The organism is Flavobacterium sp., from assembly GCF_035299245.1.
Lineage (GTDB): Bacteria > Bacteroidota > Bacteroidia > Flavobacteriales > Flavobacteriaceae > Flavobacterium.
The window spans coordinates 25,552-44,746 of record NZ_DATGWY010000001.1; the positions used below are offsets into that span (position 1 = coordinate 25,552).

At 36.7% G+C, this 19,195-nt stretch carries 15 protein-coding genes; 1 reads left to right on the plus strand and 14 read right to left on the minus strand.

Annotated elements, in window-relative coordinates:
* Positions 1 to 3: 3 nt before the first annotated feature.
* From ruvA to VK161_RS00145, 8 genes are all read right to left on the minus strand, one after another.
* Complete coding sequence (ruvA, locus tag VK161_RS00110) at positions 4 to 585, minus strand: Holliday junction branch migration protein RuvA (RefSeq protein ID WP_324212705.1); 582 nt, start codon at positions 583 to 585, stop codon at positions 4 to 6.
* A 64-nt stretch (positions 586 to 649) separates the two neighbouring features.
* Complete coding sequence (locus VK161_RS00115; protein WP_324212706.1) at positions 650 to 2,950, minus strand: NADP-dependent malic enzyme; 2,301 nt, start codon at positions 2,948 to 2,950, stop codon at positions 650 to 652.
* A gap of 192 nt (positions 2,951 to 3,142) precedes the next feature.
* Positions 3,143 to 4,369: an MFS transporter gene (locus VK161_RS00120; protein WP_324212707.1), complete on the minus strand. Its 1,227-nt coding sequence runs from the start codon at positions 4,367 to 4,369 to the stop codon at positions 3,143 to 3,145.
* Positions 4,370 to 4,400: 31 nt separating this feature from the next.
* A complete protein-coding gene (locus tag VK161_RS00125; protein WP_324212708.1) occupies positions 4,401 to 5,336 on the minus strand; it encodes a carbohydrate kinase family protein in 936 nt (311 codons plus the stop codon).
* Between the two features lies 1 nt (position 5,337).
* A complete protein-coding gene (locus VK161_RS00130; RefSeq protein WP_324212709.1) occupies positions 5,338 to 6,516 on the minus strand; it encodes a glycoside hydrolase 100 family protein in 1,179 nt (392 codons plus the stop codon).
* Positions 6,503 to 7,813 carry an MFS transporter gene (locus VK161_RS00135; RefSeq protein WP_324212710.1) on the minus strand — a complete coding sequence of 437 codons (1,311 nt, stop codon included), beginning with the start codon at positions 7,811 to 7,813 and terminating at the stop codon, positions 6,503 to 6,505. Before VK161_RS00135 ends, VK161_RS00130 begins: the two co-directional genes overlap by 14 nt.
* A gap of 1 nt (position 7,814) precedes the next feature.
* The gene (locus VK161_RS00140) at positions 7,815 to 8,159 is read right to left on the minus strand and encodes a glutaredoxin family protein (protein ID WP_324212711.1); all 345 of its coding nucleotides are present in this window, start codon (positions 8,157 to 8,159) and stop codon (positions 7,815 to 7,817) included.
* A gap of 115 nt (positions 8,160 to 8,274) precedes the next feature.
* A complete protein-coding gene (locus VK161_RS00145) occupies positions 8,275 to 10,716 on the minus strand; it encodes a TonB-dependent receptor (protein WP_324212712.1) in 2,442 nt (813 codons plus the stop codon).
* Between the two features lie 157 nt (positions 10,717 to 10,873).
* On the opposite strand from VK161_RS00145, the gene VK161_RS00150 reads away from it, so the two are divergent.
* On the plus strand, positions 10,874 to 11,893 hold the full coding sequence (locus VK161_RS00150; RefSeq protein WP_324212713.1) for a LacI family DNA-binding transcriptional regulator: 1,020 nt from the start codon (positions 10,874 to 10,876) through the stop codon (positions 11,891 to 11,893).
* Between the two features lie 9 nt (positions 11,894 to 11,902).
* On the opposite strand, the gene queG is transcribed toward VK161_RS00150, so the two are convergent.
* The 6 genes from queG to VK161_RS00180 all read right to left on the minus strand — a co-directional run bounded on the left by queG (position 11,903) and on the right by VK161_RS00180 (position 19,189).
* Entirely contained in the window at positions 11,903 to 12,826 is a 924-nt protein-coding gene (gene queG, locus VK161_RS00155) for a tRNA epoxyqueuosine(34) reductase QueG (protein WP_324212714.1), read from the minus strand.
* A 127-nt stretch (positions 12,827 to 12,953) separates the two neighbouring features.
* Entirely contained in the window at positions 12,954 to 13,976 is a 1,023-nt protein-coding gene (ruvB, locus tag VK161_RS00160; RefSeq protein WP_324212715.1) for a Holliday junction branch migration DNA helicase RuvB, read from the minus strand.
* Between the two features lie 81 nt (positions 13,977 to 14,057).
* Positions 14,058 to 15,863, minus strand: a complete 1,806-nt coding sequence (locus tag VK161_RS00165; protein ID WP_324212716.1) for a cytochrome c oxidase subunit I — start codon at positions 15,861 to 15,863, stop codon at positions 14,058 to 14,060.
* 20 nt (positions 15,864 to 15,883) lie between these two features.
* The gene (locus VK161_RS00170; RefSeq protein WP_324212717.1) at positions 15,884 to 17,053 is read right to left on the minus strand and encodes a cytochrome c oxidase subunit II; all 1,170 of its coding nucleotides are present in this window, start codon (positions 17,051 to 17,053) and stop codon (positions 15,884 to 15,886) included.
* An 18-nt stretch (positions 17,054 to 17,071) separates the two neighbouring features.
* A complete protein-coding gene (locus VK161_RS00175; RefSeq protein ID WP_324212718.1) occupies positions 17,072 to 18,616 on the minus strand; it encodes a quinol:cytochrome C oxidoreductase in 1,545 nt (514 codons plus the stop codon).
* A gap of 27 nt (positions 18,617 to 18,643) precedes the next feature.
* Positions 18,644 to 19,189 (minus strand): cytochrome c, encoded by a 546-nt coding sequence (locus VK161_RS00180; RefSeq protein WP_324212719.1) that lies wholly within the window; start codon positions 19,187 to 19,189, stop codon positions 18,644 to 18,646.
* Between the last annotated feature and the right edge of the window lie 6 nt (positions 19,190 to 19,195).

Below are 19,195 nucleotides of genomic sequence, written 5' to 3' on the forward strand. Positions count from 1 at the left end.
GAACTATAAATTTTTTAATGCTTGTTTAATAATCACTTCTACAGAGGCATCAGGGTTGTCTTTTACTACTTTATCCACTACTTTTTCGGATGCTTTTCTAACAAATCCTAAAACCTCCAAAGCAGATAACGCTTCATCTCTATTTGTATTGTTTTGAACGACTGAAACTTCGTCCAAATCATATATTTTTAACACTTTATCCTTCAAATCAAGTATGGCTCGTTGTGCAGTTTTCCCTCCAATCCCTTTGATGGACTGAATGGTTCCGACATCACCGCTCGCTAATGCTTGAATAATTTGCTTTGGTTCTAATGACGAAAGCATGGTTCGAGCAATTCCAGCACCGATTCCGGAAACAGTGAGTAACATCTTGAAAATTTCTTTCTCTGATTTTTCTACGAATCCATATAAAGAATGTGAATCTTCCTTGATAATAAGGTGTGTAAATAGCTTAATAAAATCAGTATTAGGTAACAATGAGTAGGTATGTAAGGAAATATTAATATGATAACCAACACCATTACAATCAATTACGACTTCTGTAGGTGTTTTTTCTACTAATTTTCCTTGAATATGTGCTATCATACTGTTTATAAAGTCATTTCAAATATAACAAAAAACTTTAACTGGGTTAATTATTCGCTACTTTCTACTCTAATTTAACGTCAAAATTCTTCAATCTCTTGCTTTTTTCTTGCGCATCAACCACAGCAACGGCCGACATGTTGACCATTTCCTCTACACTCGCACCCAATTGGAAGATGTGAACAGGCTTGTCCATTCCCATCACTATTGGCCCGATAGAATCTACTTTATACAATTCTTTGAGCAATTTATAGGTAATATTAGCCGATTCTAAATTCGGAAAAATAAGTGTATTGACTTTCTTCCCAGCTAATTTTGAAAAAGGGAATTTCTTCTGAAGCATTTCTGGATTCAAGGCAAAATCGGTTTGAATTTCGCCATCCACAATCAAATTTGGATAATAACTATGCAAATAAGCAACTGCTTCTCTAACTTTATTAGCGCTTTCATAATTAGACGAACCGAAATTGGAGAACGAAACCATCGCAATTACGGGTTCCATTCCAAACATACGAACCGTTTTTTCGGTCATCAATGCAATTTTAGCTAAATCATCGGCCGATGGATTTGGATTAATCGCTGTATCCGACAAGAACATGGGTCCGCGGTTGGTCATCATCATGTTCGTAGAAGCGATTAATGAAATTCCAGGTGCTTTTCCTACCAATTGCATCAAGGGTTTTACTACCGATGGATAACTGCGTGAATAGCCTGAAACCATAGCATCAGCATCGCCTTGATTGACCATCATAGCAGCAAAATAATTGCGTTCGCGCATCCATTTTTGGGCATCGAGTAACGAAATTCCTCTGCGTTGTCTTCCTTTCCAGTAAATCTCAGCATACTCCATTCGACGTTGATCTTCTTCTTTGGTTTTCGGATCAAAAATGGGAACTTCAGCATCAAAACCTATTTCTTCTTTTAATTCTAAAATATCTTCTTTTCTTCCTAATAAAATAGGATGACCAATGCCTTCTTCATATACAATTTGAGCTGCTTTTAACACATCCAATTGATCCGCTTCAGCAAAAACAATTCGCTTCGGATCCGTTTTGGCTCTGTTAGTAAGCAGACGCACCATTTTGTTGTCTGAACCCATTCGTTCTAACAATTCTTCTTCGTATTTTTCCCAATCAGTAATCGGATTTAACGCTACACCCGATTCCATTGCTGCTCTAGCAACAGCTGGTGGAACTTTGGCAATCAATCGAGGGTCAAATGGTTTTGGGATTATGTAATCCGTACCAAAGATTAATTTGGTTTCCCCATAAGCAATATTTACTTGCTCTGGAACCGATTCTTTGGCCAATTCAGCTAAAGCCACAACTGCAGCTTTTTTCATTTCTTCGTTAATCTTAGTCGCTCTAACGTCTAACGCGCCACGAAAAATATAAGGAAATCCGAGTACATTATTTACTTGATTGGGATGATCCGAACGACCCGTTGCCATGATGATGTCTTTTCGAGTTTTAATCGCGACATCGTATTTTATCTCCGGATTGGGATTCGCCATCGCAAAAACAATCGGATTTTCAGCCATACTCAACAGCATTTCTGGAGTTACAATATCGCCAGTTGAAAGTCCGACAAAAACATCAGCACCAACCATTGCATCTCCTAAAGACTCAAAATTTTTATCGGTAGCATAGCGTCTTTGATTTTCAGAAATATTCGGATCGTCTTTTCTGAGTGCGCCTTTACTGTTGAACATTACTACATTTTCCTCTTTCACACCGAAAGAAACGTACAAATTCGCACAAGCAATAGCGGCAGAACCAGCGCCAGAAATGACCATTTTCACCTCTTCCATTTTTTTCCCAGCCAATTCAACGGCGTTCAACAAAGCAGCAGAAGAGATAATTGCGGTTCCGTGTTGATCATCGTGCATCACCGGAATATTCAATTCTTCAACTAAACGACGTTCAATCTCAAAAGATTCCGGTGCTTTGATGTCTTCCAAATTGATTCCACCAAAAGTAGGCGCAATATTTTTCACTGTTTCGATAAACGCATCAACATCTTTTGTGTCAACTTCAATATCAAAAACATCAATATCGGCAAAGATTTTAAACAGCAATCCTTTTCCTTCCATTACCGGTTTAGAGGCTTCCGGACCAATATCGCCCAAACCTAAAACCGCAGTTCCATTGGAAATTACAGCCACTAAATTTCCTTTAGCTGTATATTTATAAACATTGTTGATGTCTTTGGCAATTTCCAAACACGGTTCAGCAACACCTGGTGAATAGGCTAAGGACAAGTCTCTTTGGGTAGCGTATTTTTTGGTTGGAACCACTTTGATTTTTCCGGGAGTCGGTTTGGCGTGGTATAAAAGTGCCTCTCTGCGTTTACTATCTTTGTGCATTGTCGTTTTTGTTTTTCTGACTTACAAAGGTAGCAGTATCAACGGAAAAAGGAAATTTTTTAAAGAATACTTTTTTAAAATATCTTAATTAGAAAAAGTGGCGAAAATAAAGGTAAAAAGATGAATGAATACCTATTTCTTTGCCTTCAGCTTTGATGCTTACTTTTTTTATCAATTCGCAATCGGCTCTGTTTATTTTTGGGAAATAATTCGATTCAATATCAATAGCGCAACAAAGATTACATTTACTGGAATTAATGAAAGATAAAAAGCAGTTGTACCATTAAACGAATGAAAAACGTGACCCGTAATTATGGAACCCGTTGTTCCTCCTAATGCAGAGAATACCACTATCAATCCCGACATTGAACTGTGGGTATGTTTGGGCATTGCAGATAAAATAGTAGAATTTATTGTCGGATAAATTGGTGCCAGAAACAACCCCATAATCGGCATCAAATAAACCACTAATGGCGCGCTGAACCACGAAATGGTTTCGCTCGAAATTTGGGTATTTTTTGCCATTGGCATTACCACTAAAACAATTATTCCTATAGCCAGCAAACAAAAAGAAAGCAAATAAATCCATTTTACTTTGAGCAAGATGTAACCCGACATCAATCGACCGACAAATGTTGCTCCCGCTAAAATTGCCGCTGATTGTATGGCCAAACTGGATGGAGCATTTAAAATCTCTTTGTAAAAAGTGGGAAACCAAGAAGTAAAACTTTGTTCCAAAAGCACATAAAAAAACACTGAAATTATAAAAACTATCGTCAATGGTTTTACAATTAACCGAAGCATTTCTTTGAAATCATTTGTTAAAGATCGGCTTTCCAACTTCGACTGACTTTCGTCCAGTTGGCTAAAAAATAGCAACAAAAAACCAATTACAGAAAGCACTCCAACTACCCAATAACCATTGAGCCATTGGGCTGACTTGGGCTGACTATCATCGACAAATTGACTGATTAAAAAATTGCCAAACAAGACTCCAGCCATAAAAACAGCCTCGAGTGTACTCATAAAGCTACTGTGTTCTTTTTCGTTCATAGTAACAATTCCGATGATGGCAAAAACCGAAATTTTAACCAATGCAAAGGAAGCTCCAGCAATTAAAAAAAACAGTTTGAAATTCCAAAAAGCATTGGAAAAAGGCAAAAGAAAACAAGCTGTTGTGACTAAAGCCGATCCGATGAGCATGGATTTTTTCAAGCCTATTTTAGGAAGAAATGAAGCGACTATAAAAGAAGTAATAGCTATTGGAAGATCTTTAAATACTTCAACTACTGATGCTTTTGAACTTGTGATGCCAAAATTGCGTTGCACTTGTAAAATGACAATGCCCATACTACACAATACTATTGCAAACACAAAATAATTCAGATAAATCGCCAATTTGAGCCGTGTTTTGTTCATCTAAACAATGTGTAGTTATGAAATAGAACTTTTATTTAGCTATTAAATAGTCTTCAAAATTAATTCCGTCAGGCAATCTTCCTACATTTTGCAACTTAATAGCAGCTAATTTTTGCGCGATTGAAATACTTTCTTCCAACTCTTTGTTTTTCAATTGAGCATACAAAAAACCTGTCCAAAAAGCATCGCCTGCACCCGTTGCATCTTTGATTTCACTAATTGGAATAGCTTCTTGAAAAAAGAGACCTTTAGTAACATCTGAAAGTACAACGCCTTTTTTCCCTTTGGTCAGACAAATAGTAGATGCGCCTAAATTGTGGAAATAGTCAAAAATATAGTCTTCTGATTTCAGCTCTGCAAATAAACGATAGCAATCGTCTTCGCTTAATTTGACTAAAGGATTGTTTTTTAAATAATCTTTTAAGACTTGTTTTGCCTCTTCGCGATTGGGCCAAATTCGTTCAGAGAAATTAATATCAATACTCAGTTGAAGTCCAAATTCTTTGGCTTTTGCGGCACGATTCAAAATGGTTTCTCGTGCTGGATTTTTACTCAATGCAAAACAAGTGGTGTGGAAAATTTTAGCTTGCTGAATCACTTCATCCGGCAACTGACTTTGAATGATATGGCAATCGGCTTCGCGGTACGGAATAAAATCAGGTGTTTCGGTCGATTTCGAAACAAAAATCACTGAAGTCGGAATCGAATCTGACTTTCTGATGTGTGCCGTATTGACGTTATTGGCTTTTAATTTTCTTACGATATAATCGCCTAAGCCGTCTTGTCCGCAGGTTGCAACAAGTACCGAATTCAAACCTAATCGTGACGCATTCACTGCTACATTAGTAGGCGAACCACCTAAAAATCGATGATAATCTTTGGTGCGATTGATGGACGTATTGACTTCGTGTCCGATAAAGTCGATTAAAACTTCACCTATGCATAATATGTCGATAGTTTTTTCCAATTTAAACTAAAAATTTAAAATTTGTTGTACAACTTTGATGGAGAATAATGGCTGCTGCTCCACTCCATGCGCAAAATTTGACTCCGTTGGGTTGAGCCGTTTGGGTGTTGAAATTCTCATAGAACCCATAATCTTCCATAGCATTTGCTTTGTTGATGGATTCTAAGATTTGTTGGGCTTCTTCTTTTTTACCCAATTTCAAAAGAGCCAAACCATAAAAACCATTTACCATCGGCCAACTTCCACCGTTGTGGAACTCGTTGGGGTAATTCCTGAATTCGTATTTACAATTATTTTTCAATAAATTCCAATCCATGTCTGTATCTTGAATTGGCGGCCAAAAAGCAGGTATTAATTTCAATTGGGTAGCATTTTTAATCGCTTCTGAATAGTTGATGATGGAGTTTTGAAATTCATCCGGACCCACATTTAAAATTACTGCCAATGAGTTGGCAAAGGCATCGAACTGCGATTTATAACCCGCAGGCGAAAAAGAACACGGCATGAAGTTTTGAATAGTAGCTTCAGCGTATGCTCGTTCATGGTATTTCTCTCCAGTTGAATTAGGTGTAAAGTTGATTACTACTTGACTTATAATTGCCTCTATTTTCTTTGAAATGGAGTTGTCATTTGCAAAATGATTGTAGCTTTTTAAAGCCCAAATCCGTAATAATTGATCATATAAAACATAACCATCAGTAATGTATTCATCAGCCCAATTTCCTGAAAGTGGCACGTAGATTAGGTGTCGATTGTTGAATTCCCATGCATCCAATAATTTGAGGCACTTTTTAATTTCCTTATGGTATTTGGCTACAAAAGTAATGTCTTTTTTATAATAGGCATACTGACAAACCCCAATAACAAACCAAGTCACAGCATCAACTCTACCAGCTAATCCACCATAACTAACTCCAATTTCTTCTTGGTTAACACTAACATTAGAGGGAATTGTTCCGTTTTGATGCTGATTATTGGCTAGGATTTTTAATGTCTTTCTGAACGTTTCTATGAGTTCTTCATCGCCCGAAGCCAAAGCAGCCAAACCGCAAATAACACCGTCTCTTGCCCAAACTCTTTGATAATTTGAAATATCCTGAGCACTCGCCAAGAATCCTTCGGGAGAAGAACATTGTTTTAAAAATTCAATCGATTTATGGTAATCACTATTGCTTAACATCTGCTTTTGTCGATTTTATAAATAAGGTAAAAACAGCTCCGAGTATCAATAAAACTCCAGCGAAAGTAATCGCTGATCGAGGATCATTATTTAGAAAATGCTTCATAATGTATCCAAAAGTAACGGTTTGAATGAACATCGGAATCACAATCATCATATTGATAATTCCCATATAAACGCCGTAGCGTTCTTTGGGAATAGTATTGACTACCATCAAATAGGGAATTCCCATCATACTCGCCCAACCGATTCCAAAACCTGTAATTGCTGGAAATAATAAATATTTATTGTGGATGTGTGGAAAAACTAAAAACCCAATTGCAGCGAGTAACAAACATCCGAAATGCACCCATTTTGGGGAATATTTTTTGGCAAAATACACCAAACTGAAAGCAGATAGAAACGTAACAATATTGTACCAGCCGTTGACCAAACCTGTCCAACTCACCGCTTCACCGTACAAATTCATGTCTTTTTCGGGAGTAGTATTCCACACCGAAAGCGCTATACTTTTGGAGGAATTTTGCCAATAACAAAACAACGCATACCATTGAAATAAATACACTAAAGCCAATTGCCACATCACTTTTGGCATTTCTTTTACGGCTTTAGCAATATCGATAAACGGTGTGAATATGTTAATTTTTTCTGATTGTATTTTTTGAATTTCTTCTTCGGTTGGAGGAATTTCTTTAGTTGTATACGAACTCCACCACACAGACGCTATGGAGCACACCGAACCTAAAAAGAAGGAAGCAAAAACCCAAGTGGGCAATTTTCCGGTAGTTCCGATGAAAATCATAGGAAAAATAAACAACGAAACATTCGCTAAAGTCTGACCAAAACCGGTAAAAAAGCTCTGCGCTTGAAAGCCTGTTGCTTGTTGTGATTCGTCTAATTTATCGGCGATGAACGCACGGTACGGTTCCATTGCAGTGTTGTTTCCAGCATCTAAAATCCACAGTAATCCTGCTGCCATCCATAGTGAACTACTGAATGGGAACAAAAATAAAGCGATGCTACAAATTAACGCACCAATAAAAAAATATGGCTTTCTTCTTCCGCCTAAACGCGGCGACCACGTTTTGTCACTCAAAGCTCCGATTATGGGTTGAATTAACAATCCGGTTAATGGCCCAGCAAGATTGAGTAAGGGTAATTCATCTGGACTTGCACCTAGAAAATCATAAATAGGATTTACAGCGCTTTGTTGCAAACCGAAACTGTATTGGATTCCGAAAAAACCAATGTTCATATTGATGATTTGCCAAAAGCTGAGTTTGATTTTTTGTGTCATTTTATTTTAATTTTTTCAAAAAATCTTCAAAAACGCCGTTGTTGGTGAAAATGATTCCTTGTTTATCAATTACGGGTATTCCAAGGTTGGAAGTACTGATGTTGGCGTTGCGCAATTTAGTCAACATTTCTTTGAGTGCTTCCTGATTTTTATCAATGTCATAAAAAACAAAATCAATGTGGTTCTCTTTTAGAAAAGCTTTAGTATCGGTGCAATGATGACAATCGTCACTACCATAAACAATCATAACTTTAGCTTTTGAAGTTTCTTTTTGCACTTCTTGCGCCAATGCATCAGCATTAAAAACTCCCAAAAAAAGAATGAGCAAGCCTATTAATTTATTCATTTTATTGTTTTTTAAGTCATTAAACTTTGAACTAAAGATACATTTATTTTTAAAAACAATTCCCATATCAACATCGCTGATACAGGAATTGTACAAAATAAACATGAAACTTTTCTTAGAAACGGTACGAAAGAGTTAACGAAGTTGTTCTTCCGTTGATTGATCGAGCTCTTAAGATATTATCTTGATTTTCAACAATACTGCCTTCTTCTACTTCGGTAATCCCGATAGTATCAAAAACATTGTTTACATTTAAAGATGCTGATAAACCTTTAGTCAATTCAAAATTGATGAACGGATTGAAATATACATATCCTGGCATTACCAATTGGTTATCGTCTTGAGCGTATGCTTTTGTTGTTCCGATAGCAGAGAAACCAACGTTGTGTTGTTTACTGCCACCAAATTTGTAAGCAGGAACAAAACTATAAATGAAATCGGCTTGACGTCTTGGTTTGTTTCCGTTTAATGCTGGAGTAATTACGTCGTCTTTAATTTCTGCTTTAGTGTAAGTTACACTTCCGTTGATTGAGAAATCTTTTACTTTATAACTTCCTTCCAACTCTAAACCAGCCGAATTGTATTTTCTTTGAATTTGTCTGATTCCGCCACCAGCACCACCAAAATCCCAGTTTTGCTCAGCCACATTAGCAAAGAATGCAGTAGCATAGAATGTATGATTTGTTCCTTTTCTTTTGTAGCCAAATTCAGCTTGATTTACCATATCTGCGCTCAAACCTGGAGCAGCTTCACCTGAGTTTAAAACATTCGGACCAAATAATAAACGGTCGGCGTTGGCTCTTCCGCCTCGGCTGTAACGTCCAAAAACCGATTGATTGTTGCTTAACAAATAATTAGCTCCAACTGAGTACGACACATAATCATAATCGTAATTGATTGGTTTTCTGTTGGCATTGTCTACTACAGAAACGCTCAACTCTGGACCTTCAATTGTACCATTATTATCTACATCAAGGTTTAATGCTTGCGTAGAACCTGCGTACGAACCACGTGCTTTTCCTGAATCGAAACGCACACTCGCATCAATATTGATTTTGTCATTTACTTTCAACTGACCTGCCACATAAGGCGCAGAAATATCGTAGTTGGCATCGTAATTTCTTTGACAACAGTTGCCCCAAGCAGGAACACCATACGCATATAAACCGTTAACAGAATTCGCTCCAGCATTTAATAATGCAGCATTTTCTCCTTTTACTTCTAATAGATACGAATTCCACAACCATGACATATTGATGTTTTGGTAGGCTTTGTAGTATCCTAAAGTCAAATCAAATTTTCCAAACGATTTAGTAAGTTTCATATCGTTTGTGAAATTGTTGAAGTTATTGATTTCTGTATCAAAAGTGTGAATACGCATTACCAAATCGTTGTTGTTGTAGGTTTGTCCGGCAAATGGTCCGTTAGCGTATGTCAAACTAGTTTCTCCAAAGCTAGCTGCGATTACACTTGCCGTAGCAACTTCGGCTGGGAAAGCCGACACAAATCTACCATTGTGGTAATTTTGTCTGAAACGCTCTTCTACCTTCCAATCGTTACCTAAATCAAATTTCATTTCACCTCCAAATGAGGTTGCAACAGGTCGCATACCATCCGACAAATTACTTCTTCTGCGTTCACCATCAGCTCCAATGGTTAGGTTGTCTAAGAAATAAGGACTGTGTGGCGTATCGTGTAAGATATCAAAATTAGGCAATGAACTCCACGTTGGGTTAGCATTTGTTCCTGATACTTTAACTGGCATTGGTAAATAACCTATTGAACGATCGTTTAGGTATTTGAAATACAAACGAACATAACCTTTTTCAAATTCCTTGGTCATATTGGCTTTGAATTGTCCTCCTAAATTAGCGGTATAACCCGCATTTCTTGGGCCTTCCCCTTGACGGAAGAAACCTCCAACGTGAAAACGCAATGTTTCAGAGATAGGAGTACCGTATTCAAAATCGGTTCTGTTACTTCCGAAATCTAAACCGATGGAATGCATTAATGAACCTCCTTCTTTTTTACCATCTTTACTAATAAAGTTGATAATACCTGCAGGTGAATTACTTGCCAATGTAGACGCAGAACCTCCACGAATGGCTTCCACTCTGTTGATGGTTTGATCATTTCTTACGAAAATATCGGCATTACCGAAAGCAACGTCTCCAAATTGCATTACAGGCATACCGTCTTCGTGTAATTGTAAAAATTTTGCTCCACCCGATGCAATTGGAATACCGCGAACGGTAATGTTAGCGTTTCCTTCTCCACCAGTTGATTCTGACTTGATACCTGGTAGTAAACGGAACAACTCGGCAGTTGAGCGCGGAGCTCCTTGTTCGATTTGAGCAGCAGACACCGAGCTAATAGAAACACTCGACTTCACTTTAGAACGAGGATTCAAAACCCCAGTAACAACTACTTCTTCTAATTTTTCCCCTTTAATGGAATCGTTCGAAGTTTCATTCTCATTTTGTGAAAAAGCCATATTAAATAGCATTAAAGCCATAATAAACAACAGTCTTTTCAAAAATAAAGTACTTTTTTTCATTTTTTAGAATTTGTTTGGTTAATAAATTAGTTATTATTTATTTCCGAAATTATTGATTTAAGCTCCAAAAATTACGAAATCGATACCGAAAACGTTTTCGAAAGTACCGAAAACGTTTTCGGTTTGTTAATCTTATTATTTTTAAGATATTTGTTAAATGAAAGACATTACTCTCAAACAAATTGCCGAAAAATTAGGAATTTCTATAACTACCGTCTCCAAGGCGTTAAAAGATTATCCTGATGTAAGTCCGAAGACCAAAAAAGCGGTATTGGATTTGGCAGAGGAATTGAATTTCACACCCAACAGTTACGCTGTTTATTTACGCACCAATGAATCTAAAACTATTGGTTTAATTATACCTGAAGTAGTACATCATTTTTTCTCAGGTGTCATTAATGGAATTATTGACGAAGCCGAAAAAAATGGGTATTTGGTCATTATTCTTCAGTCTGGCGAATCCATTGCGCTCGAAAAAAAGCAAGTAGACTTATTAATCAATAAGCGAGTGGACGGAATTATCATTTCGCTTTCCAACGAATCCAACAACGATGCACATTTAAAAGAAATTCTCAGACGAGATATCCCATTAGTGCAATTTGATAAAATTTCGAAGTTAATTCCGAGTTCAAAAATCATTATTGACGACCAAAAAGCGGCTTTCAATGCTGTGGAACATCTTATCAAAAAAGGATGTAAAAAAATTGCTCATATTCGCGGGCCATTGAATCCTCAGAATTCTATTGATCGGTTTTTAGGTTACAAAAAAGCATTGGAAAAAAACAACATCCCTTTTGACCCAAAACTCGTGTACGCATGTCAAAATGTAACCTTTGATGAAGGCAGAACTTTTGCCGAGCAAATCATCAAAGAACATCCAGATGTTGATGGAATGTTTGTGATTACCGATTTGGTAGCCGTTGGCGTGCTCTCTTACTTCAATGAAAATAACGTTTCGGTTCCAAGCCAAATTAAAGTGATTGGATTCAGCAATTGGTTCATGTCGCAAGTAATCACACCCAAATTAAGTACAGTTGACCAACCCAGTTATGAAATGGGAGTTCAAGCATTTAGAGTATTATTTGATGAGCTTCAAATGAGAAAAGAAGGAAAAGTAGTATCGCCACGGATTGTTGAATTGGATACTAGTATTATTGAAAGAGAATCCAGTTTGTGATTTTATAAACTACATCTTTAGGAAATCAATGTTCCGTTTTAACCCTTCAAGTTTAGCTCGTTTTAATGGTGAATTCTTGAAAACTTCATTAAAAACATCGTCAGTAATTTCTTCCCATTCTTTTTTTGAATAGGATAATAGTTCGGGATACGGATTGAAAAGTGGTTCATTATGTGGTTTTGAAAACCGGTTCCACGGACAAACATCTTGGCAAATATCGCAACCAAATGCCCAATCTTCAAACTTTCCTTTCATTTCTGTGGGAAGATTATCTTTGAGTTCGATGGTAAAATACGAGATGCATTTGCTACCATCCACAACACAAGGAGCGATAATAGCTTGAGTGGGACAAGCATCGATACAAGCAGTACAAGAGCCACAATGATCTGTAGTTGGGTTGTCGTATTCTAATTCTAAATCGAGTATAAGTTCGGCTATAAAATAAAACGAACCTACCTTTTGCGTAATGAGATTACTGTTTTTGCCGATCCAACCTAAACCACTTTTGGCCGCCCAGGCTTTGTCCATAATGGGTGCAATATCGATAAAAGCGCGTCCTGAAACTTCTCCGATTTCTGCTTTAATAGAACGAAGTAGTTTTCTTAATTTCTTCAGAATTACATTATGGTAATCTTTGCCGTAAGCGTATTTAGAAATTTTGTAACTGTCTTCTATTTGAGTTTCTGGCGGATAATAATTGATTAAAAGTGAGACTACACTTTTGGCTCCATCCATTAGCAAAATTGGATTGAGTCGTTTGTCAAAATGATCTTCCATGAAACTCATTTGACCGTGTTGTTGGCTATTGAGCCATTGTTCTAGACGCGGTGCTTCTTCTTCGAGAAAACCCGCTTTGGAAATTCCGCACGCCATGAAACCGAAGCGTTGGGCTTCTTGTTTGATGAATGAGGTGTATTTTTCTTTATTAGTCATGTGCATTAGGGATAGCAGCGGCATCCTTTTGCGGAATACAATGCAGCAAAAGATACAGCGGACAGCCCGACCATTTACTTAAACATAATTTCTACTTTAGGCAAAACTCATAGTAAATGGGAATGCCCTAAAACAATCCGCCTTGAATATTCGTTCGGATTTTACCCAGATGTTTGTATGCTTTTTCTGTTACTTCTCTACCACGAGGTGTTCGCATGATGAACCCTTCTTGAATTAAAAAAGGTTCGTATACTTCTTCAATAGTTTCACCACTTTCGGAAACTGCAGTTGCAAGTGTTGACAAACCCACTGGGCCACCTTTGAATTTATCGATGATGGTATTGAGAATTTTATTATCCATTTCATCCAAACCGTGTGCATCGACGTTGAGTGCTTTGAGTGAAAATCGGGCAATTTCAATGTCGATTTTACCGTTACCTTTGATTTGCGCAAAATCACGTACACGACGTAAAAGTGCGTTGGCTATACGAGGTGTTCCGCGACTTCTACCTGCTATTTCTATAGCTGCTTCCATGGTGATGGGCATTTTGAGAATTGCAGAACTACGTTGAACGATCGTGGTGAGTAATTCGGTATTGTAATATTGTAGACGACTTTGGATTCCGAAACGAGCGCGCATTGGAGCAGTAAGCAAACCTGAACGAGTGGTTGCGCCGACTAAAGTAAACGGATTTAAATTGATTTGAACTGTACGTGCATTGGGTCCGGATTCAATCATGATATCAATTTTGAAGTCTTCCATTGCTGAATAAAGGTATTCTTCAACAATTGGACTTAAGCGATGAATCTCGTCTATGAAAAGCACGTCACGCTCTTCTAAATTAGTAAGCAATCCAGCTAAATCTCCTGGTTTGTCTAAAACTGGACCGGAAGTGATTTTGATTCCAACTCCTAATTCGTTGGCCAAAATATTAGCCAAAGTAGTTTTACCTAATCCTGGTGGACCATGAAAAAGAGTATGATCGAGTGCTTCACTACGAAGATTGGCGGCTTCAACGAAAACTTTCAGGTTATCGAGAACTTGTTCTTGACCGGCAAAATCGTCAAATGAGAGCGGACGCAACTTTTTTTCTAAGTCGAGTTCTTCGGGATTATAGTTATAGTTGGTTGGATCTAAATTTTCGTTCATACTACAAATATAGCAAAGTTGTAAGTAAATAAAAATGCCTTTCGGTTAGGAAAGGCATTCTTTATAGTTTAAGGCAAAATTTTAATGATGTAGGACTTCTTCACCCGGTTTCATCGGAACATTCTGTGGTACAAAATCTTCGTCATGACCTGGTTTGCTGTAGTCATAAGCCCAACGGTGTACTTCTGGAATTTCACCTGGCCAGTTACCGTGGATGTGTTCTACCGGAGCTGTCCATTCTAAAGTATTGGATCTCCATGGATTTTGTTCAGCTTTCTTACCGTAGAACATACTGTAGAAGAAATTGAATAAGAATACCAATTGGAATACACCACCGATAAGAGCAAACATTGTAATGATTACGTTTACGTCTTGTAAGTCATCAAACAATGGGAAGTTCGTGTTTGTATAGTAACGTCTTGGTAAACCTGCCATTCCGATGAAGTGCATTGGGAAGAATACTCCATAAGCACAAACTGCAGTAACCCAGAAGTGAACGTATCCCAAGTTTTTGTTCAACATTCTACCGTACATTCTTGGATACCAATGGTAGATACCTGCAAACATTCCGTAAAGAGCAGAAATACCCATTACTAAGTGGAAGTGAGCTACAACGAAATACGTATCGTGAACATTAATATCTAAGGTACTATCTCCAAGAATAATTCCTGTTAAACCACCCGTGATGAAAGTAGAAACCAATCCGATTGAAAACAGCATTGCAGGATTCATCTGAAGGTTACCTTTCCAAAGAGTAGTAATATAGTTAAATGCTTTTACAGCAGAAGGAATTGCAATAAGTAAGGTTGTGAATGTAAATACAGAACCTAAGAATGGGTTCATACCCGAGATGAACATGTGGTGACCCCAAACAATTGTTGATAAGAATGCAATTGCTAAAATCGACATAATCATCGCTCTATAACCGAAAATTGGTTTACGAGAATTGGTTGCAATAACTTCTGAAGTAATACCTAAGGCTGGTAATAATACGATATAAACTTCAGGGTGGCCTAAGAACCAGAATAAGTGTTCAAACAATACTGGAGAACCTCCTTGGTAATTCAATACTTCACCAGCAATGTAAATATCGGACAAGAAGAATGAAGTTCCGAAACTTCTATCCATTAATAACATTAAAGCTGCAGACAGTAATACTGGGAATGAAATTACACCAATAACTGCTGTTACGAAGAAAGCCCAAATTGTAAGTGGAAGTCTTGTGAAAGACATTCCTTTTGTTCTTAAGTTGATAACTGTAACAATATAGTTCAAAGATCCTAAAAGAGATGATGCAATGAATATTGCCATTGAAGTTAACCATAAAGTCATCCCTAAACCAGAACCTGAAATTGCTTGAGGCAAGGCACTTAAAGGTGGGTAAATTGTCCATCCTGCAGAAGCTGGTCCCGATTCAACAAAAAGAGATATTACCATGATTACACTGGATGTAAAGAACAACCAATACGATATCATGTTCAACAATCCCGATGCCATATCGCGTGCACCACATTGTAATGGAATAAGTAAATTACTAAATGTTCCACTCAAAGCAGCAGTCAATACAAAGAATACCATGATAGTACCATGTATTGTGATTAAAGCAAGATAAGCTTCATTGGTCATTACTCCTTCTGGGGCCATTTTTTCGCCTAAGAAAAAGCTAAAAATTTTGAATGATTCTTCTGGCCAAGCTAATTGCATTCTGAAAAGCATAGACATACCTACACCAATCACACCCATAATAACACCTGTTAAAAGGTATTGTTTGGCAATCATTTTATGATCAATACTAAAAATGTATTTAGTAATGAATGTTTCTTTATGATGATGCTCTTCGTGGTGATCGTGTTCGTGGTGATCGTGTTCGTGACTCATTGCTGACATATAATTAGTATATTATTTTATTATTTCATAGCAACCGCTGTTGAATCGGTTGTCATAGTTGAAGTTGAATCTTTTGTAGTTGCCGGAGCTTCTTCAGATTTTTTATCGGCTTCAGCAGCAGTCTTAACCGCTTGAACCAAAGTAGGTTTGTCTTTTAACCAAGCCTTAAAATCTTCAGGTGTATCAACAACAATTTTCATTTGCATATTGTAGTGAGAAGCACCACATATCTTATTACACAATAACAAGTAATCAAATGTGTAAGGATCAAGAGGAGTTTTACCTTCTGCTACTAATTGTTTATTTTTCTTTTCTCTAAGTTGGTTAATGTGGTTCACTTTTGCAATCATTGCCTCAGTGCCTCTCATCTCTTCAGTTGTTTTGGTAGGAGTAAATGAAAAATTAGTTACCATACCCGGAACACAGTTCATTTGCGCTCTGAAATGAGGCATGTAAGCCGAGTGCAATACATCTTGCGAACGTATTTTGAAAATTACTCTTTTACCTTTTGGCAAGTGCAATTCATTAACTACAATATCATCTTGTGCATTTGGATCTTCTAAATCAACACCTAAAGTATTTACTCCTTCAATGTATCTAACATTAGCTTTTCCTAATGCATTATCTTTTCCAGCGTATCGTGCTTCCCAACCAAATTGTTTGGCATACAATTCGATAACAATAGCATCTGCTTCGTCTTCCTTATCTACAAACATAATATCATTCCAAGCGTACAATCCGTAGAAAATTAAACCTGCCAAAACGATGGCTGGAATAGAACTCCAGATGAATTCCAGTTTATTATTATCTGCATAATAGAAAGCTTTATTACCTTCTTTCCCTCTGTATTTAAACGCAAAGTAATGCAACAATGCTTGAGTAATAGTTTGGACAACAAAAATCAACACCAAAGAAATCACCATTAGGTTATCTATCATTGGTCCATGTTCTGATGCAGAATTATCAAGTAAAGGCAAATTACCGTATTTAACTAAACAAAAAATTGTAGTTAAGTAAATAAACCCTAGAAATCCGAACATTAAATATCCCTGAACATTATTATCGTCATCGTTTGCGACTTGAGAATTTTCAGATTTTTGTCCAATTTGAGTTAAATCAAAAATTTTAGTTAATTGCCATAAAGCAATTGATAATAATACTAAAATTATGAGTACCAATAAACTTGTCATTTGATGTTTATTTAAATATTAATAATGAAAATGTTTACTTTCTTCAATGAAAGGATTGCGTTTAGGAGTAAGTGGTGCTTTTGTTAAAGCAGTGAATACTACAAAAATGAATAGTCCAAGGAAGAATAACAATGATGCGATTTCTGAAATACCAATGAACCATTGATCTCCTACCGTTGCAGGCATAATCATGTTAAAGAAATCAATGTAATGTCCGAATAAAATTACAACTCCAGCGCCAACTACTATTGGAGCGATACGTTTGAAATCGGTATTAATTAACACTAAAAATGGGAATACGAAATTCATAACTACAGCACCAAAGAATGGTAAGTTGAATTGTTCAATTCTAGTTTTAAAATAGGTTACCTCTTCCGGAATATTAGAATACCAAATCAACATGAATTGAGAAAACCATAAGTAGGTCCAGAAAACACTAATACCAAACATGAATTTTGATAAATCGTGAATGTGACTTGAATTTACATTTTCTAAATATCCTTTAGATTTTAAGTATAATGTCACCATTGAGATTGTAGTAATACCACTTACAAAGAAACTAGCAAATACGTACCATCCGAATAATGTACTGAACCAGTGTGGATCAACAGACATAATCCAATCCCAAGCCATAATTGATTCAGAAACAATAAAGAACACCAAGAAACCTGCTGACATTTTGAAATTCTTTTTGTAGAAAGAATTATCAGTAGCTTCGTCTTGTGCTAAACAGTTTTTTCTTGATAAATAACGGTAAAGATTCCAACCTAAAAGGAAAATAGCAGCTCTTGAAATCCAGAATGCAAAATTCAAATAACCCGATTTACCGGCAATTAATGCATCATAATTAGGACTATTTGGATCCGTTACTCCATCATTCATCCAAACAAATAAATGATTAACATGGAAACCAGATAGTAATAACAATACAAAGAAAATAACAGAGGCAACTGGCAAATATGCCGTAATTCCTTGCATTACTCTGAATAAAACTGGAGACCAGCCTGCTTGAGCCACTTGCTGAATAGCATAGAAAGCTAGAACTCCCATTGTTAACAACAAGAAGAAAATACATGCAACATAAAGTGCTGCCCAAGGTTTGTTTTGTAATTGATGAAGCATATGTTCAGCATGTTCTGCTTCGTGATCAGCATGATCAACAGTTGCTTCAGATTTTACTTCTTTAGTATCATGAGCTGTGACAGCTGCAACGTCTAAGTTTGATTCTTCAGCTACAGTAGTATCTTCTACTACCTCGTGATTTGCTGCTACTACATTCTTAAGAGAGTCTGCTGGTTTAGCAGTTTCATTTTCGTGTTTAGCTTCAGCATTTTCATTTGTCGCATGCTCTTCATGAGTTGTTTCTCCAACTACGTGAGTAGTTTCTGAATGAGATTCATGCTTAGCTCCAGAATGATGTCCGCCATGCGCATTCTCTTCCATTATTTTTTCAACATCTTGAACTGTTTTAGGAGCAGATAAGAAACCATATACAATACCTATTAACCCTAAAACCATAAGGGCAAAAGCAATGTTTCTTAATTTATTTGGAAATGTATACATATCTATAAGAGTCTGTTTATTCTACAATTATAATTCGCTTTTTAATTTTAAAACGTATTCTGCCACTAACCATCTCTCGTTTGCACTAAGTTGATTGGCATGTGAACCCATAGAGTTCAATCCGTAAGTAACGACATGGAAAATACTTCCTTTAGTAACTGGTCTATCTTTGTAACTAGGAACACCTAAGAATTTTTCTTGTTGAACTAATTTACCCTTTCCGTCTCCAGCAGAACCGTGACAAATCGCACAATAAATAGTGAACAACTCTTCTGCTTTTTTCATATCAACAGCAGTTGAATCAAGAGGTGAAGTTGTAATTAATTTAGAAGCGTTATAACCTTCTGTAGTATTAGGCAAATCATAAGGAGTAAAACCTCTTTTAATTGTACCAGCTGGTGGTACTTGACTTACTCTTCCGCCTTTAAAAGCATTCGATTCAGAGTACGTTTCATAAGCAACTGATTCGTACATATTAGGCATATACTGATAATTCGGCTTCAAATCGTTTTTACACGAAACCAATGAAACTGTAATTATTAATAGTGCAACTGATTTAAGTAAACTTTTCATAATCTA